The organism is Polynucleobacter sp. Latsch14-2 (genome assembly GCF_018881925.1).
In the GTDB taxonomy this organism is placed as follows: domain Bacteria; phylum Pseudomonadota; class Gammaproteobacteria; order Burkholderiales; family Burkholderiaceae; genus Polynucleobacter.
In genome coordinates this window covers 62645-76466 of record NZ_JACVPL010000004.1, presented here as the reverse complement: position 1 = coordinate 76466, position 13822 = coordinate 62645, and the positions used below count along the sequence as shown (strand labels likewise).

Annotated in this window: 16 protein-coding genes; 9 read left to right on the top strand and 7 right to left on the bottom strand. The window is 46.8% G+C overall.

The features are described from left to right. Positions 1–8 precede the first annotated feature (8 nt). The 5 genes from ICN46_RS05510 (at position 9) to bamC (ending at position 4772) form a co-directional block, all read left to right on the top strand. Positions 9–857: a 3',5'-nucleoside bisphosphate phosphatase gene (locus ICN46_RS05510; RefSeq protein WP_216205710.1), complete on the top strand. Its 849-nt coding sequence runs from the start codon at positions 9–11 to the stop codon at positions 855–857. A 40-nt stretch (positions 858–897) separates the two neighbouring features. Further along, on the top strand, positions 898–2100 hold the full coding sequence (locus ICN46_RS05505; RefSeq protein WP_216205707.1) for a tryptophan--tRNA ligase: 1203 nt from the start codon (positions 898–900) through the stop codon (positions 2098–2100). A gap of 12 nt (positions 2101–2112) precedes the next feature. Further along, positions 2113–2676: a class I SAM-dependent methyltransferase gene (locus ICN46_RS05500; protein ID WP_216205705.1), complete on the top strand. Its 564-nt coding sequence runs from the start codon at positions 2113–2115 to the stop codon at positions 2674–2676. Positions 2677–2754: 78 nt separating this feature from the next. Next, entirely contained in the window at positions 2755–3627 is an 873-nt protein-coding gene (gene dapA, locus ICN46_RS05495; protein WP_216205875.1) for a 4-hydroxy-tetrahydrodipicolinate synthase, read from the top strand. After that, positions 3624–4772, top strand: a complete 1149-nt coding sequence (bamC, locus tag ICN46_RS05490) for an NlpB/DapX family lipoprotein (protein ID WP_216205702.1) — start codon at positions 3624–3626, stop codon at positions 4770–4772. Before dapA ends, bamC begins: the two co-directional genes overlap by 4 nt. A gap of 67 nt (positions 4773–4839) precedes the next feature. On the opposite strand, the gene ICN46_RS05485 is transcribed toward bamC, so the two are convergent. Both ICN46_RS05485 and ICN46_RS05480 read right to left on the bottom strand, forming a co-directional pair. Beyond that, positions 4840–5010: a hypothetical protein gene (locus ICN46_RS05485; protein ID WP_216205699.1), complete on the bottom strand. Its 171-nt coding sequence runs from the start codon at positions 5008–5010 to the stop codon at positions 4840–4842. Positions 5011–5126: 116 nt separating this feature from the next. After that, positions 5127–6365 (bottom strand): cupin domain-containing protein, encoded by a 1239-nt coding sequence (locus tag ICN46_RS05480; RefSeq protein ID WP_216205696.1) that lies wholly within the window; start codon positions 6363–6365, stop codon positions 5127–5129. 54 nt (positions 6366–6419) lie between these two features. Here ICN46_RS05480 and ICN46_RS05475 point away from each other — a divergent pair, with 54 nt between their 5' ends. Then, a complete protein-coding gene (locus ICN46_RS05475; protein ID WP_216205694.1) occupies positions 6420–7046 on the top strand; it encodes an FKBP-type peptidyl-prolyl cis-trans isomerase in 627 nt (208 codons plus the stop codon). 2 nt (positions 7047–7048) lie between these two features. Here ICN46_RS05475 and cysE read toward each other — a convergent pair whose 3' ends face one another. Beyond that, the gene (cysE, locus tag ICN46_RS05470) at positions 7049–7813 is read right to left on the bottom strand and encodes a serine O-acetyltransferase (protein ID WP_216205691.1); all 765 of its coding nucleotides are present in this window, start codon (positions 7811–7813) and stop codon (positions 7049–7051) included. A 23-nt stretch (positions 7814–7836) separates the two neighbouring features. Then, positions 7837–8580, bottom strand: coding sequence for an RNA methyltransferase (locus tag ICN46_RS05465; RefSeq protein WP_216205688.1), 744 nt, complete (start codon positions 8578–8580; stop codon positions 7837–7839). Positions 8581–8711: 131 nt separating this feature from the next. Here ICN46_RS05465 and ICN46_RS05460 point away from each other — a divergent pair, with 131 nt between their 5' ends. Beyond that, entirely contained in the window at positions 8712–9500 is a 789-nt protein-coding gene (locus ICN46_RS05460; protein WP_216205683.1) for an inositol monophosphatase family protein, read from the top strand. A 14-nt stretch (positions 9501–9514) separates the two neighbouring features. On the opposite strand, the gene ICN46_RS05455 is transcribed toward ICN46_RS05460, so the two are convergent. Genes ICN46_RS05455 through ICN46_RS05445 form a run of 3 tightly spaced genes read right to left on the bottom strand, consistent with a single transcriptional unit; the run spans position 9515 to position 11632 of the window. Next, a complete protein-coding gene (locus tag ICN46_RS05455) occupies positions 9515–10306 on the bottom strand; it encodes a UDP-2,3-diacylglucosamine diphosphatase (RefSeq protein ID WP_216205680.1) in 792 nt (263 codons plus the stop codon). Then, positions 10303–10806 (bottom strand): peptidylprolyl isomerase, encoded by a 504-nt coding sequence (locus ICN46_RS05450; protein ID WP_216205678.1) that lies wholly within the window; start codon positions 10804–10806, stop codon positions 10303–10305. Before ICN46_RS05450 ends, ICN46_RS05455 begins: the two co-directional genes overlap by 4 nt. A 19-nt stretch (positions 10807–10825) precedes the next feature. Then, positions 10826–11632, bottom strand: a complete 807-nt coding sequence (locus ICN46_RS05445) for a tetratricopeptide repeat protein (protein WP_255538760.1) — start codon at positions 11630–11632, stop codon at positions 10826–10828. Positions 11633–11719: 87 nt separating this feature from the next. Here ICN46_RS05445 and cysS point away from each other — a divergent pair, with 87 nt between their 5' ends. Both cysS and ICN46_RS05435 read left to right on the top strand, forming a co-directional pair. Continuing rightward, positions 11720–13144 (top strand): cysteine--tRNA ligase, encoded by a 1425-nt coding sequence (cysS, locus tag ICN46_RS05440; RefSeq protein WP_216205671.1) that lies wholly within the window; start codon positions 11720–11722, stop codon positions 13142–13144. After that, on the top strand, positions 13144–13815 hold the full coding sequence (locus tag ICN46_RS05435) for a DNA-3-methyladenine glycosylase family protein (RefSeq protein ID WP_216205668.1): 672 nt from the start codon (positions 13144–13146) through the stop codon (positions 13813–13815). The genes cysS and ICN46_RS05435 overlap by 1 nt, the downstream gene beginning before the upstream one ends. The last annotated feature ends 7 nt before the right edge of the window (positions 13816–13822 follow it).

Sequence of the window (13822 nt, the reverse complement as noted above, 5' to 3'; positions counted from 1 at the left end):
TAGGGTCTATGAGTAGCACTACCAACTTTAATGCTGATTTACATTGTCATTCAGTGGTTTCTGATGGCACTTTAACGCCCGAAGCCCTGGCGGAACGTGCGCATGCGAATGGTGTGAATTTATGGGCCTTAACTGATCATGATGAGTTGGGGGGTCAACAGCGCGCTCGGGCTGCCGCTGCAGTCTTGGGCATGGAATACTTAGAGGGCGTAGAGATTTCCGTTACATGGATGGGGCAAACCATTCATATCGTTGGGCTTGGAATTGATGCAACCCATGTTGGTATTGTGGAAGGCTTGCGCCGCACTCGGGAAGGCCGCGCAAATCGTGCCAAATTAATGGCTGAGCAATTGCTGAAAGTTGGCATACCTGGCGCCTATGAGGGTGCCTTACACTTTGCCGGCAATCATGATTTGATTTCAAGAACACACTTTGCAAGGTTTTTGGTGGAGCAAGGTGTTTGTCGAGATACCGAGCAAGTTTTCAAGAATTACTTGATTGAAGACAAGCCTGGTTATGTACCCCATTTGTGGGCAACGCTAGACGATGCGGTTGCGTGGATTAAAGCGGCCGGTGGTGTTGCGGTGATTGCTCACCCTGGTAGATACAAGCTTAGCGCCATGCAAATGGATGAACTATACAAACATTTTAAAGATATTGGTGGCTTGGCGATTGAGGTGATCACTGGGAGTCATAGCCCGAATCAATTTGCAACTTACGGCAAAATTGCCCAGCAGTATGGTTTTATGGCTTCACGCGGATCTGATTTCCATGATCCAGATGAAAGTCATATTGATCTAGGGTGTCTACCGCATTTACCTGATTCTCTGACGCCTGTTTGGTCGATGTTTCATTAATGGTTGTTTAACGTACTACTTATAAAGAATAAAGAAAAAGATGTTTGCTGAACGCGTTCTCTCTGGCATGCGACCTACGGGTAATTTGCACCTTGGTCATTACCACGGTGTTTTGAAAAACTGGGTCCGCTTGCAATCTGAGTACCCATGTTTCTTTTTCGTAGCCGATTGGCATGCCTTAACCACTCACTATGAGACCCCTGATGTGATTGAGCAGTCCGTATGGGATATGGTTATTGACTGGCTGGCTGCTGGTGTAGATCCTAATCAAGCTACTTTATTTATTCAGAGCAAGGTGCCAGAGCATGCCGAACTCTTTTTATTGCTGGCGATGGGAACCCCATTAGGCTGGCTAGAGCGAGTACCAACCTATAAAGATCAGATAGAAAAGTTAAAAGAAAAAGATTTGCAGACTTATGGTTTTTTGGGTTACCCATTGCTGCAAGCTGCTGATATTTTGATTTATCGCGCCCAACATGTACCGGTTGGTGAGGATCAGGTTCCCCATGTGGAAATGACTCGTGAGGTTGCGCGTCGCTTTAATTATTTGTATGGACGTGAGCCCGGCTTCGAAGAAAAGGCTTTGGAGGCAGTCAAGAAATTGGGCAGTAAGCGTGCAAAGATGTATGCAGAGTTGCGTGTAGCATTTCAGGAGCGCGGAGACAACGAAGCGCTCGAGCAGGCAAAAGCACTTTTGCAAGAGGCGCAAAGTTTATCGATGGCAGATCGTGAAAGATTATTTGGCTTTCTCGAGGGAGCCCGAAAAATTATCCTTCCAGAGCCTCAGGCACTACTGACGTCAGCATCTCGTATGCCAGGGATCGATGGTCAAAAAATGTCCAAGTCTTATGGCAATACGATCAGCATTCGTCAGCAACCAGAAGAAGTCATTAAATCTATACGTACCATGCCAACCGATCCAGCTAGGGTTCGTCGCACTGATGCGGGTGATCCTTCTCGTTGTCCTGTATGGCAATTACATGCTGTGTACTCAGATACGCAAACCAAAGAATGGGTTGAAAAAGGCTGTAAATCGGCTGGGATTGGTTGTCTGGAGTGTAAACAGCCAGTAATCGATGCCATTCTTGCTGAGCAGCAACCCATGTTTGAACGCGCGCAAAAGTACTTGGATGATCCAAGCTTGCTGCGATCTATCATTGCCGATGGTTGCGATAAAGCGCGTAAAGTTGCACAAGAGACTATGAGAGAGGTTCGAGAAGCGATGGGCCTCGCGTACGATTGATTTCTGTTTAACATGAGCAGTCTCCACGCTGGACTTACGGATGCTTCCGCATGGCTTAAACGCTTTGCCCCAGCCATTCCCAAAGATGGAATGGTGCTGGATTTGGCTGCCGGTTCTGGTAGGCATTCCATCTATTTAGCCAAACTGGGGTATTGCGTTCTAGCGGTTGACCGAGACTTCAGTGCTCTTGAACCCCTAGAAGATTATTCCATTGAGATTGCGCTGCTTGATTTAGAGGGGGAGAAATGGCCACTTCAGAATCGTCAATTTTCAGGCATTGTGGTTAGTAATTACCTCTACCGTCCATATCTCGATCTTTTGCCTGAGATGTTGCTAGAGGGCGGGGTTTTGATCTACGAAACCTTTGCACATGGCAATGCAGAATTTGGTAAGCCATCCAATCCTCATTTCCTCTTAAACCCAGGGGAATTGCTCAGTTTGGCCGATCGCCATGGTCTGCAGGTACTGGCTTACGAGGATATTTACGTAGATCGCCCCAAACCAGCTAGGATTCAGCGGATTTGCGCCGTAAAAGGTTCGTTAAAAGGGCGCATTCCGTTACAATTTGTTGGTTAACTTAGCTAGAAAATCGGTATACATTCGGTGACAAATACAGCCCATTCAAAAGGTAGTCAAAAGCCCATTGCTGGCAGCATGCCCGCCATCGTGACGCCGATGTTTGAGGATGGCAGCTTGGACTTTGCCAGCTTGCAATCCTTGCTGGATTGGCATGTGGCCGAAGGGTCAGACGGGATCGTGATTGTAGGCACCAGCGGTGAGTCGCCAACTGTTTCTGTTCAAGAGCATTGTGAGTTGATTCGGGTAACAGTCGAGCACATTGCTGGCCGCATTCCGGTTATCGCTGGAACTGGCGGTAATTCCACTTTAGAGGCTATTGAGTTAACTAAGTTTGCCAAGAAGGTGGGCGCTGATGCCAGCTTACAAGTTGTCCCGTACTACAACAAGCCTACCCAAGAAGGCATGTACCAACATTTCAAAAAAATTGCTGAGTCTGTAGACTTACCAGTTATTTTGTATAACGTTCCCGGTCGTACCGTTGCAGATTTAGCTGGTGATACGGTAGTGCGCTTAGCTGCAGTGCCTGGCATTATTGGCATTAAGGATGCAACCGGTAGCTTAGAGCGTGGCACTTTACTGATTGCTGATCTGAAACGCGCAGGTCATGGCGACTTTTCAGTGTTTTCTGGCGATGATCTTAGTGCAGCGATGTTGATGTTGATGGGCGGTAAAGGCAATATCTCTGTTACGGCTAATGTGGCGCCCCGTTTGATGCATGAGTTATGTGTTGCTGCAATGTCTGATGACGTGAAGAGAGCTCGCGATATTCAATATCAACTACTAGCGGTACATAAAGCAATGTTCACAGAAGCAAATCCAATTCCAGTGAAATGGGCCCTGCATCAAATGGGAAAAATTACTGCAGGCATCCGTTTGCCGCTGACACCATTAAGTGCGCCATTGCGTGAACCCTTAAATATTGCACTGAAACAGGCCGGCTTACTATGATGATTGTTGCGCAAATTCTCCGTCGAGTAGCATCGATTGCTGCAGTTTTAATATGGGTACTTTTTGGCTTGGCTGCTTGTAAATCAGTCACTAGTAACGATACAGTTGACTATAAAAGTGCTGGCGCAGTGCGCGGCCCCAATTTGGCTTACCCACCTGATTTAATTACAGCGCAGGCGGATCGTCGCTATATCGTCCAAGACGGCACAGCCACTATGTCTGAGTACAACGCAGCTGCCAAAAAGTCTGCCCAGTTACGTACCAATGTAATGACTGGAATACCAGGTATGCGCATTGCTCGCGATGGTGAGCGTCGCTGGTTGGTTGTAGAAAAACCTGCGCCTGAACTCTACCCGCAGATTAAAGACTTTTGGCAAGAGAACGGTTTTCTCCTGGTCGTAGATTCACCATCCACCGGCATTATGGAAACCGATTGGGCAGAAAATCGCGCCAAGATTGCACAGGACTGGATGCGCTCAACTATTGGCGGTGCTCTGGATACGATATATGACACTGGCGAGCGTGATAAATACAAAACACGCTTAGAGGCTATCAAGCCAAGCGAGACAGAGATTTATATTACGCAGCGTGGTGCTGTTGAAAAATGTACAACGGACAATACAGGCGCATGTATATCAACAGTTTGGACCCCTCGACCTAATGATCCTGAGCTTGAGGCTGCCTTTTTAGCTCGCTTAATGGAGCGCCTTGGAATGACTCAAGAGCAAGCTAAGGCGATGGTCGCGGTTCCCTTAGGCCCCAAAGCGCCTAGAGCTAAATTGGTGCAAGAGGGAGTCGATAAAGCGCACATCGATTTGGGTAGCAGTTTTGATCGTGCATGGCGCGATGTTGGATTGGCGTTAGATCGTTCTAACTTCACTGTTGAAGATAGAGATCGCTCAAGCGGTGTTTATTATGTTCGCTACGTTAGCCCAAAAGATACGGGAGATACCAAAGGTTTCTTTGCGAATATGTTTAGTAGCAAGGACGACTCTAGCTTGAAAGCTAAGAAGTATCGGGTTGTTATTCAAAAGGCTGGGGAAGAAACTTCGACTGTATATGTGCAGGATGCTGATGGCAAACCAGAAAACACGCCAGCTGGATTCCAACTGCTAACCTTATTGACGGAGCAATTGAGTCGTTAAGCGCATCCAAAAAAGATGGGTAATAAAAAAGCCGCTTTTCAGCGGCTTTTTCTCTTCAAGAAGAAGATTACTTCTTAGCGTCAGCAGCAGGAGCAGCAGGAGCAGCAGCAGGAGCAGCGGCATCAGCAGCAGGAGCAGCAGCAGCAGGAGCGGCTTCAGCAGGTTGTGCTTCTTCTTTTTTACCGCAAGCGGCCAAAGCGATAGCTAACATTGCAACGAATACGAGTGACTTCTTCATTTGTAATTTCCTCTTAAAAAGTTACATCAATTACCGGTAATTGTTGTTGGTTAAAACCAAGGGGAATTCCCTAAGTATTTTCCAGTAAATATTATAGCCACCTCTTAAATGGAAGATTAAAAAATCAGCCAGCCTGCCGTGTAGGCCATATATAGGCTGTTATCGTCTGTATTACTTGGCCCTCTGGATCCCTTTAGGCTGGGAAGCCTCTTCTTGGCTGACAGGGTGCTCCAAGCCGCTTGGACCTCTTTTGTCTGGTTTTCTGTAACGTTTTCACCATTACAAAATACTGCCTTGCCTAGGCTCAAAATACGTGTTTGGGGGTGGGGTAGGAAAACTTCTCTTTTTAGCCGCTCAAAAAACGCATCGACTGAAAGGGGGTTTTTAGGGGGATTGAAAATAGCTTGCTGCTTAGGCTCGCTTAAATACGCTGCAATACCCGGCAAAAATGTTACTGCTTGATCTAACTTTAGGTTTTTTAGTTTATCTTCTATTTGTTTAATTAACTCTGCAGGCAATTGTTCTGCCTTAGCGCTAGCTTCTTGCATTGGGTCTGCAAAGTGCCGCTCTAATTCGGGGATGCCTTCTAGCGACTCCGCCAAGCGCCAGAGGCCCTCCTGTATCAATTCTTTGTAGCTTGGGGAGCGAAATCCTACTGACCAAGTTTGACATCCTGCATCAAGTGCGATTCCATCATGTGCAATATGGGGTGGCAAATAGAGCATGTCGCCAGGTTCAAGAACCCACTCCTTCTCCACCTTAAAATTTTGGAGGATTTTTAAGGGTAATTTTGGGTTAAGACTTAAATCTTTTTGCTCTGAGATCCGCCAATGTCTTCTTCCTGCCATTTGGATTAAAAAAACATCATATGAGTCAAAATGGGGGCCGACGCCGCCGCCCGGGCCCGCAATACTAACCATGAGGTCGTCTAAGCGTGCATCTGGAATAAATCGAAACCAGGACAATATTTTTGCTGCCGCAGGATGGTGTGCTTCCATACCTTGAATTAGAAGAGTCCAATGAGGGTCTGTGATTTCAGGCAAACTTTTCTTTTTAAATGGCCCCTCGCTAAAACTCCATGGTTTGGCCTGAATCAAGCGAGATTCGGCGGAATCTTTGTTGGCTATTTTTAAGAGTGTGTCTGCGGAGATGGGGCTTGTAAGCGGTTTTTGTGATTTAGCCGCCAATCTAAATGCTGGGATGGCTGACTTAATCAGCAAAGGTTTTTTATGCCAATACGTTTTCATGAACTTTTGAGGGCTAATGCCACCAAAGAGGGCCCATGGTTGATCTAAAGGTAGATTTTCTGGTGCCCGGGGAGGTTCGTAAGGGTTGCTCAAGTAAAATGAAGTCATAAAGTAAAAGCTGTATAAAAAACCAATTAAAAACGAATGTTTGATGAATTCCGCATGAAGATCGCAAAAAATACCATCGTATCCCTACGCTATAAGTTAACTGATGCGCAAAATAATGTCATCGAAGAGCCCGATTCTCCGATGGTATACCTGCATGGTGGTTATGACGGAACTTTTCCCAAAATTGAGAACTTGCTAGATGGTCAAGACATTGGATACGAAACCACTATTCAGCTCGAACCCAATGAGGCATTTGGTGAATACGATCCAGAACTTTTAAAGATTGAGCCCCGTGTGCGCTTTCCTGAGCCGCTTGAGGTGGGCATGCAATTTGAGGGTGTTCCTGAGCCTTCAGGGGAAGAGGATGTAGAGGGCGCCAATCTAGCCGCCGATACTGAAGATGATGAAGATTCTTTGATATACACCGTGACTGATGTTGCGGATCACCAAGTAGTTTTGGATGGTAATCATCCTTTGGCGGGAATGGCTTTGCGTTTTTGGGTTCAGGTCGAAAATATTCGCGAGGCAACCAGTGATGAAATTGAAAATGGGCACCCTGAAGGCGCGGAAGGTCTTACTTTTGGAATGCCTAATGATGAAGACGACTCGGAGAATGATGATCTCGATAGCTTGCTTGATGGTGGCATGCTAAACAATCCCAATCCTCGCACCCTCCACTAGAGCTACTCTTTAAGCCATTCTTTAATTACGCCAAGATCGCGCTTAGTGCCGCTTTCTGGGGCGAGACTACTTGCGCTAGCGGGATTTTTTAGTTGCGCTAAAGCTTGCTCAAGCTCCGCAATTTTGACCCCCTGTTCTAGGCTTGCATCAATCAAACCTTTTAAGGCCATAGATACTGGATCATCCACATTAGGTGTTATTCCGTAGGCAGAAAAGTATTCTTTGGTCCTGCTCTCAGGGCTCTTAGGCAAGTCTGGATGCAAGACTCTTGCAGGTATCCCAACTGCAGTAGCGCCGGCCGGTATTTCTTTGAGTACCACGGCATTTGATCCAATCCGTGCGCCATCGCCCACAGTAAATCCACCCAGTACTTTGGCGCCAGCGCTGACCACAACATCTTTTCCGATGGTTGGGTGACGCTTAATGTCTTTGTAGAGGGATGTCCCCCCAAGAGTGACGCCTTGATAGATGGTGCAGTCATCGCCAATCTCAGTTGTTTCACCAATCACAATCCCCAGCCCATGATCCAAAAACACTCTGCGACCAATTTTTGCGCCCGGATGGATTTCAATGCCGGTTATAAATCTAGTTAATACCGACAATAGGCGAGCAATCCATTTAAGACCAATAGACCATAAAAAATGGGAGATCCGATGCAGCCAAACGGCATGCAGACCGGGGTAGCATGTGATGACCTCAAGACGATTTCTTGCGGCAGGGTCACGGGCTATGATGGAGTCGACATGGTCGAATAGCGAATTAAACATCCATTAATTTTAACGGGCTGCTCTTATTTTCTCAGAAGCATCTGTTTTGCAATGCCCCGTAGTAAGTCAACCTCTTCTTTATGCAGACGACTTCTCGAAAAAAGGGCTTGAAGGCGGGGTATGAGCTTCTTCGGATGGGAAGGGTTGAGGTAGCCAATTGCCTCTAGACCGTCTCTCCAGTGCTCTAGCATCGCAGCAACAGCGCTAGGATCAGCATAGTCAGGCAGGGCTTGATCTCCTTGCATCTGTGCGGGGGATGTATTGAGGGTCTCCCTAAGGGTAAAGGCACAAACCATGAGTGCTTGGGCGAGGTTTAGGGAGGGGTAGGCGGGGTTTGCATCGAGCCATACTCGGTGGGTGCATAAGGCTAAGTGCTCATTTTCTAGACCCGTTCTTTCTGTCCCAAAGACAAGGGCCACTTTTTGATGATTTGCTACTGCTTCTTGAATCAGGCCTCTGCCAGACTTCCAGTCGATTGGCGGGGGACCAAACTCTCGATCCCGGCTAGTAAGGCCCAAAACTAACGAGCAACCTTCGAGGGCGGATTCTAAAGATGGCAACTCTTGGCTAGATTCCAAAATATCGCTTGCACCACTAGCCAAGGCAATGGCCTCGGACTCCTGGGCAATGTCCTTTATCTTCGGCTTTATCAGTCGTAAGTGAGCAAACCCCATGGTTTTGAGTGCTCTAGCAGCTGAGCCTACATTACCAGGATGGCTTGTTTCAACAAGCACCCAGCGAATTAAGTCGGCTTCTGCGAAGTTCATGATTAAGTTCAAATATAGAGGGTTTTGGTCAAAAAGAGGGCTATCGTTTAGAATCAAGCCGTTAGCTCGTTATTGTCCCGTAGTTTTTCAATATTGCGAGCTTGTTCTTATTTAATTTGTCCATCAATACTATGCATCCCATGTTAAATGTGGCCATTAAGGCCGCTCGTCGAGCAGGAACCGTGATTAATCGAGCCTCTCTGAATTTGGAGCGCCTACAGGTTGATCGCAAGCAGCACAATGATTTTGTGACTGAGGTGGACAAACAGGCAGAAGCTGCCATCATTGAAACGCTTAGCGAGGCTTATCCCACCCATGGCTTTTTGGCTGAGGAAACTGGTGAGCGCAATGCTGATGCTGAATATGTTTGGATTATTGATCCGCTTGATGGCACTACTAATTTCATACACGGATTTCCTCAGTATGCAGTTTCGATTGCATTGGCAGTTAATGGCGTAACTCAACAAGCTGTGGTTTATGACCCAACCCGCGATGAACTCTTTACGGCTACGCGTGGTGCTGGCGCTTATTTAGATCGTCGGCGTCTGCGCGTTGCGACCCAAGATCGCTTGGCAAATTGTTTGTTAGGAACAGGTTTCCCATATCGCGAAGACCAAGATCTTGAGAAGTATTTAAAAATATTTTCTGATATGTCACGTCAATGTGCTGGTCTACGACGTCCAGGTGCTGCATCATTAGATCTTGCCTATGTGGCCGCAGGTCGCTACGATGGATTCTTTGAAAGTGATCTTAAGCCTTGGGATATGGCTGCCGGTGCATTGTTAATTACAGAGGCTGGTGGCCTTATTGGTAACTATCGTGGCGAGGAAGGTTATCTGCAAAGTGGCGAAGTAATGTCAGCCAATCCACGTATTTTTGCGCAGATGGTGCAATGTCTTGCAAAGTATTCGAACTGCTAAAAAATAAGCCTTAGCTATTGAGGTTTTACAAGGTCGTCGTAATGGACGCCGCTAGCATCAATTCTGAGAGAGCTTGCCTTTGGTAGGCTACTTTCGGGATGATCTAAATCCCAATCCGATAAAACCCATCGTTGCCAAGTTTGCTCATTGAACTGCTCATGATGATGGGCCGGTAAGTGCGTATGCCCGTGAATCAATTTTTCGCTTGGCAGGTCTCTGAGTAGAGCAGCGCAAGCACTTAGAGTCACATTGGTCTTTCTGGCTCGATCTTGAGGAGCATTGCCGGCATAGCTTTGGTATTGTGCTGAACTATTGCTGCGGAGATTTTTGGCAATTGATCTTCTCCAATGTAGTGGCATTCGTAAAAAGAGTTTTTGTACCCAAGGTTTACGAACCCAATTACGAAATATTTGATAACCAACATCGGCAGTGCAGAGTGAGTCGCCATGGCTGATGGTGTAATCATTCCCAGCTATATTAATTTTTGATGGATCAGTCAGCAAGGTCATGCCCGTCTTCTTTAGGAAGTCATGACCAATGAGAAAATCACGATTACCATGAACGTAATAGGTTTTAGTTTTGGTAGATAGGCTTGCGATCGCTCTTTTTACTTCCTGCTGGAAAGGTGAGTCGAGCGCGGCATCATCTCCAATCCAATATTCAAACAAATCACCCAAGATAAAAACCGCTTCGACTTGAGGTCCATCTTTCTCGCAAAAGTCGAAGAAGCGTTGTGCCGTCAAGGGCATTGACGGCGTAAGGTGTAAATCGGAGATGAGCAGAGCGCTCGTATGCTGCGGAATCATTCCTCGAGAACGCTAGCCTTCTCAATCACCACATCTTCAGTTGGAACGTCCTGGTGATAGCCAGCATTACCAGTCTTGACCTTGCGAATAAGATCTACTACATCCATACCATCGCTTACTTTGCCGAATACAGCATAACCCCAGCCCTGTGCATTTTTAGCGGTGTGATTTAAAAAATCGTTATCGCCTACATTAATAAAGAATTGAGCTGTAGCAGAGTGTGGGTCACTCGTGCGAGCCATAGCAAGCGTTCCGCGGTCATTTTTTAGGCCATTATCAGCCTCATTTTCAATTTGAGCGCCAGAAGATTTTTCTTTTAAGCCGGCCGTCATGCCGCCGCCCTGAATCATGAAATTATCGATAACACGGTGAAAGATGGTGCCGTCATAGTGCCCCTTTTTTACGTACTCCAAAAAGTTGGCAACTGTTTTAGGTGCCTTTGCAGAGTCCAGGGTGAGGGTGATATCGCCCTTATTTGTTTTGAGAAGTACTTTCGCCATTGTTTGGTCTGCTTTCTGATCAGTTGGTGGTTGGAATGGGCTTGCTAGCGGGTGCTACTTGAGACCCTCTAGGTGTAGGCTTGAGCAACTCACGTAAAGCCTTCGCGCGGTTGCTGTATTGGCGCTGGTTTGGTTGTGCGTCTGCCGCATCTTCATAAGCTTTTGCGCTCAGGCGGATATAGACTTCACCAAGATTGGCTGAGGCAATGGCATAGCTTGGGCGCAATTTTAGCGCAAGCTCCAAGTAATCCCGAGCTTGGATCCATTGATCCTGATTGGCCGCTAGGGCGGCGAGGTTGTTATAGGGTTCTGGTAGCTCTGGAAACTGCTGCGTAATTTCTAGTAAGGTTTTTTTGGCCTGGTCAAACTGGCGCTGCTCAATTTGAAGGCGGGCTTTCAGAAATCGGAGTTGTACATTGCGGGGCGATTTTTTAATGTGTTTGTTAACCAGATCAATCGCCTCGGGGTATTTTCCTGTCTTGAGGAGCTTTTCCACGTCGGAAGGCACTGCATTTTTAACGATTGGATCTGGTTCAATAATTAAGAATGAAAGGAACGGTAGCGCCACTTCCTCGGACAGTTGGGGAGCCTGGGAGTCATACCCAGAGTTTGGAGAGAGTCTAGGGGGGTCATTGGGGCCGTAGGCGCCCAAATATGGCTGAGTTGCAGCTCCAGGAGCTTCGCTGTTCTGGGCATTTAAGGCTTTTATTTCGGCATTTGCTTGCTGCTGGCCGGGCGTACTACAACCCAATAGGGCAAGCACGGACGACAAAGAGACTAACATTCTCAAAAGGATTGGGCGATGTGCTGAAGAGGTAGCTGACATAGGGGAGGGGGTGTAAAACTGACTCATTCGATATACTCAGCGCTCAGTCTAACAAATTGGCGCAACTTTCCCCACCTTTATAGCGATATGCTGCAAATCTATAACACCCTAAGCCGCTCAAAACAAGTATTTAAACCCATCGTGCCGGGGCGGGTGAAGATGTATGTCTGCGGCATGACGGTTTACGACTTTTGTCATATTGGCCATGCACGTGTCATGATCGTTTTTGATATGGTGGTGCGCTGGCTTCGTGCAAGTGGCTATGAGGTTGTTTACGTTCGCAATATTACTGATATAGACGACAAAATTATTAAGCGAGCTGTTGAGAATGGCGAATCGATTACTGCATTAACTAATCGCTTTATTGCGGCAATGCATTCAGATTCTGATCAATTGGGGTTAATGCATCCCGATCAGGAGCCTCGCGCTACCGACTATATTGTTCAAATGCAAGGAATGATTGGCCGTTTGATTGAGAATCAATTAGCCTATCAAGCTGATGGTGGAGATGTAAATTTTGCGGTTCGTCTCTTTCCGCTTTATGGCCAACTCTCTGGCAAAAGTCTCGATGAATTAAATGCTGGAGAGCGTGTAGCTGTTGGTAGCGGCAAGCGAGATCCTTTAGATTTTGTACTCTGGAAGAGTGCTAAGCCTGATGAGCCTGCCGATACCCGCTGGCAATCGCCTTGGGGTGAAGGAAGGCCTGGTTGGCATATTGAGTGTTCAGCTATGTCCTGTGATTTACTTGGCGAGCATTTCGATATACATGGTGGCGGTGCAGATTTGCAATTCCCGCATCATGAGAATGAGATTGCGCAAAGCGAGGGTGCCTTATATGGCCAAGATCGTAAAATTGAAGACGCACCTTTTGTTAATTATTGGATGCATAACGGTCACATTCGTGTAAACGAAGAAAAGATGTCTAAGTCCTTGGGCAATTTCTTTTTAATTCGCGATGTCTTAAAAAGTTTTGATCCTGAAGTAGTGCGTTTCTTTATGCTTAAGGCCCACTATCGAAGCCCCATTAACTACAGCGATGCTCAGCTAGAGGAAGCTCGCGCAGGTTTGGTGCGCTTATATACCGCCCTTGCTCAAGTGCCCGTGATCAGTGATGCTGCCCTAGATCCTGCGTCCCCATGGGTTAAACGCTTCACAGTAGCTATGAATGATGACTTCAATACGCCCGAAGCAGTCGCTGCACTGTTTGATTTGGCTAGTGAACTCAACCGTGCCCAAGGTGATGAGAAGTCACTGCTTGCCAATACTTTGAAGTCGCTTGCACAGACAATGAATTTTTTACAGCGTGATCCAACCCAATTTTTGCAGGCAGGCTCAAGAGATGGCGAGCAAGAATTAAATCCTGAAGCGATCGAAGCGCATATTGCTGCACGCGTAGTTGCCAAGCAAGCAAAAGATTTTGCAAAAGCAGATGAGATTCGTAAAAATTTGCTAGAGCAGGGTATTGTTCTTGAAGATAAACCAGGCGGCATTACTGAGTGGCGTAGAGCTTGATGGCAGATTCAAAAGAAGCCCTCCCTGCTGCAGAAACTATCTCCGCCGAGATTGCTCCGGAGTATTGGAATAAAGCATGTACTGAGTTGATGAAGCATGATCGCATCCTCAAGAAAATTATTCCGAAATATGGCTCTGGTTTTTTGGTTACTCGGGGTGATGCATTTGTTACGCTTGCAAGAGCTATCGTTGGGCAGCAGATTTCAGTAGCTGCAGCGCAATCGGTTTGGAATAAAGTTCTACTTGTTGCAAAAAAGAAGGTGAGCCCTAAAAATATCTTAGCATTGACCGTAGAGGACTTACGTGCCGCTGGATTGTCCGGTCGCAAGGTTGAATATATCCGCGATTTAGCGGAGCACTTTGATTCCGGCCGTTTGCATGCTCGTCAGTGGAAAGGTATGGACGATGAAAGTGTTATCAAGGAATTAACCGCAATTCGGGGTATTGGCCGCTGGACAGCTGAAATGTTCCTGATTTTTAACATGGTTAGGCCCGATATTTTGCCTTTGGACGATGTAGGCCTGATTAAGGCTATTTCCCTCAATTACTTCAGTGGCGAGCCTGTAAGCCGTCACGAAGCCCGCGAAGTAGCTGCTAATTGGGCCCCATGGCGCACGGTTGCAACCTGGTATATGTGGAGAAGTATCGACCCCATCCCAGTAGAATATTAAAATCAAA

What these genes read in the sequence shown, in the direction of transcription:
- ICN46_RS05475 (WP_216205694.1), top strand. Translation starts at nt 6,420, where the DNA reads ATGAAGATCGCAAAAAATACCATCGTATCCCTACGCTATAAGTTAACT.
- ICN46_RS05500 (WP_216205705.1), top strand. Translation starts at nt 2,113, where the DNA reads ATGAGCAGTCTCCACGCTGGACTTACGGATGCTTCCGCATGGCTTAAA.
- bamC (WP_216205702.1), top strand. Translation starts at nt 3,624, where the DNA reads ATGATGATTGTTGCGCAAATTCTCCGTCGAGTAGCATCGATTGCTGCA.
- ICN46_RS05455 (WP_216205680.1), bottom strand. Translation starts at nt 10,306, where the DNA reads ATGATTCCGCAGCATACGAGCGCTCTGCTCATCTCCGATTTACACCTT.
- ICN46_RS05505 (WP_216205707.1), top strand. Translation starts at nt 898, where the DNA reads ATGTTTGCTGAACGCGTTCTCTCTGGCATGCGACCTACGGGTAATTTG.
- cysS (WP_216205671.1), top strand. Translation starts at nt 11,720, where the DNA reads ATGCTGCAAATCTATAACACCCTAAGCCGCTCAAAACAAGTATTTAAA.
- ICN46_RS05480 (WP_216205696.1), bottom strand. Translation starts at nt 6,365, where the DNA reads ATGACTTCATTTTACTTGAGCAACCCTTACGAACCTCCCCGGGCACCA.
- ICN46_RS05450 (WP_216205678.1), bottom strand. Translation starts at nt 10,806, where the DNA reads ATGGCGAAAGTACTTCTCAAAACAAATAAGGGCGATATCACCCTCACC.
- ICN46_RS05485 (WP_216205699.1), bottom strand. Translation starts at nt 5,010, where the DNA reads ATGAAGAAGTCACTCGTATTCGTTGCAATGTTAGCTATCGCTTTGGCC.
- ICN46_RS05445 (WP_255538760.1), bottom strand. Translation starts at nt 11,632, where the DNA reads ATGTCAGCTACCTCTTCAGCACATCGCCCAATCCTTTTGAGAATGTTA.
- ICN46_RS05510 (WP_216205710.1), top strand. Translation starts at nt 9, where the DNA reads ATGAGTAGCACTACCAACTTTAATGCTGATTTACATTGTCATTCAGTG.
- dapA (WP_216205875.1), top strand. Translation starts at nt 2,755, where the DNA reads ATGCCCGCCATCGTGACGCCGATGTTTGAGGATGGCAGCTTGGACTTT.
- ICN46_RS05465 (WP_216205688.1), bottom strand. Translation starts at nt 8,580, where the DNA reads ATGAACTTCGCAGAAGCCGACTTAATTCGCTGGGTGCTTGTTGAAACA.
- cysE (WP_216205691.1), bottom strand. Translation starts at nt 7,813, where the DNA reads ATGTTTAATTCGCTATTCGACCATGTCGACTCCATCATAGCCCGTGAC.
- ICN46_RS05460 (WP_216205683.1), top strand. Translation starts at nt 8,712, where the DNA reads ATGCATCCCATGTTAAATGTGGCCATTAAGGCCGCTCGTCGAGCAGGA.
- ICN46_RS05435 (WP_216205668.1), top strand. Translation starts at nt 13,144, where the DNA reads ATGGCAGATTCAAAAGAAGCCCTCCCTGCTGCAGAAACTATCTCCGCC.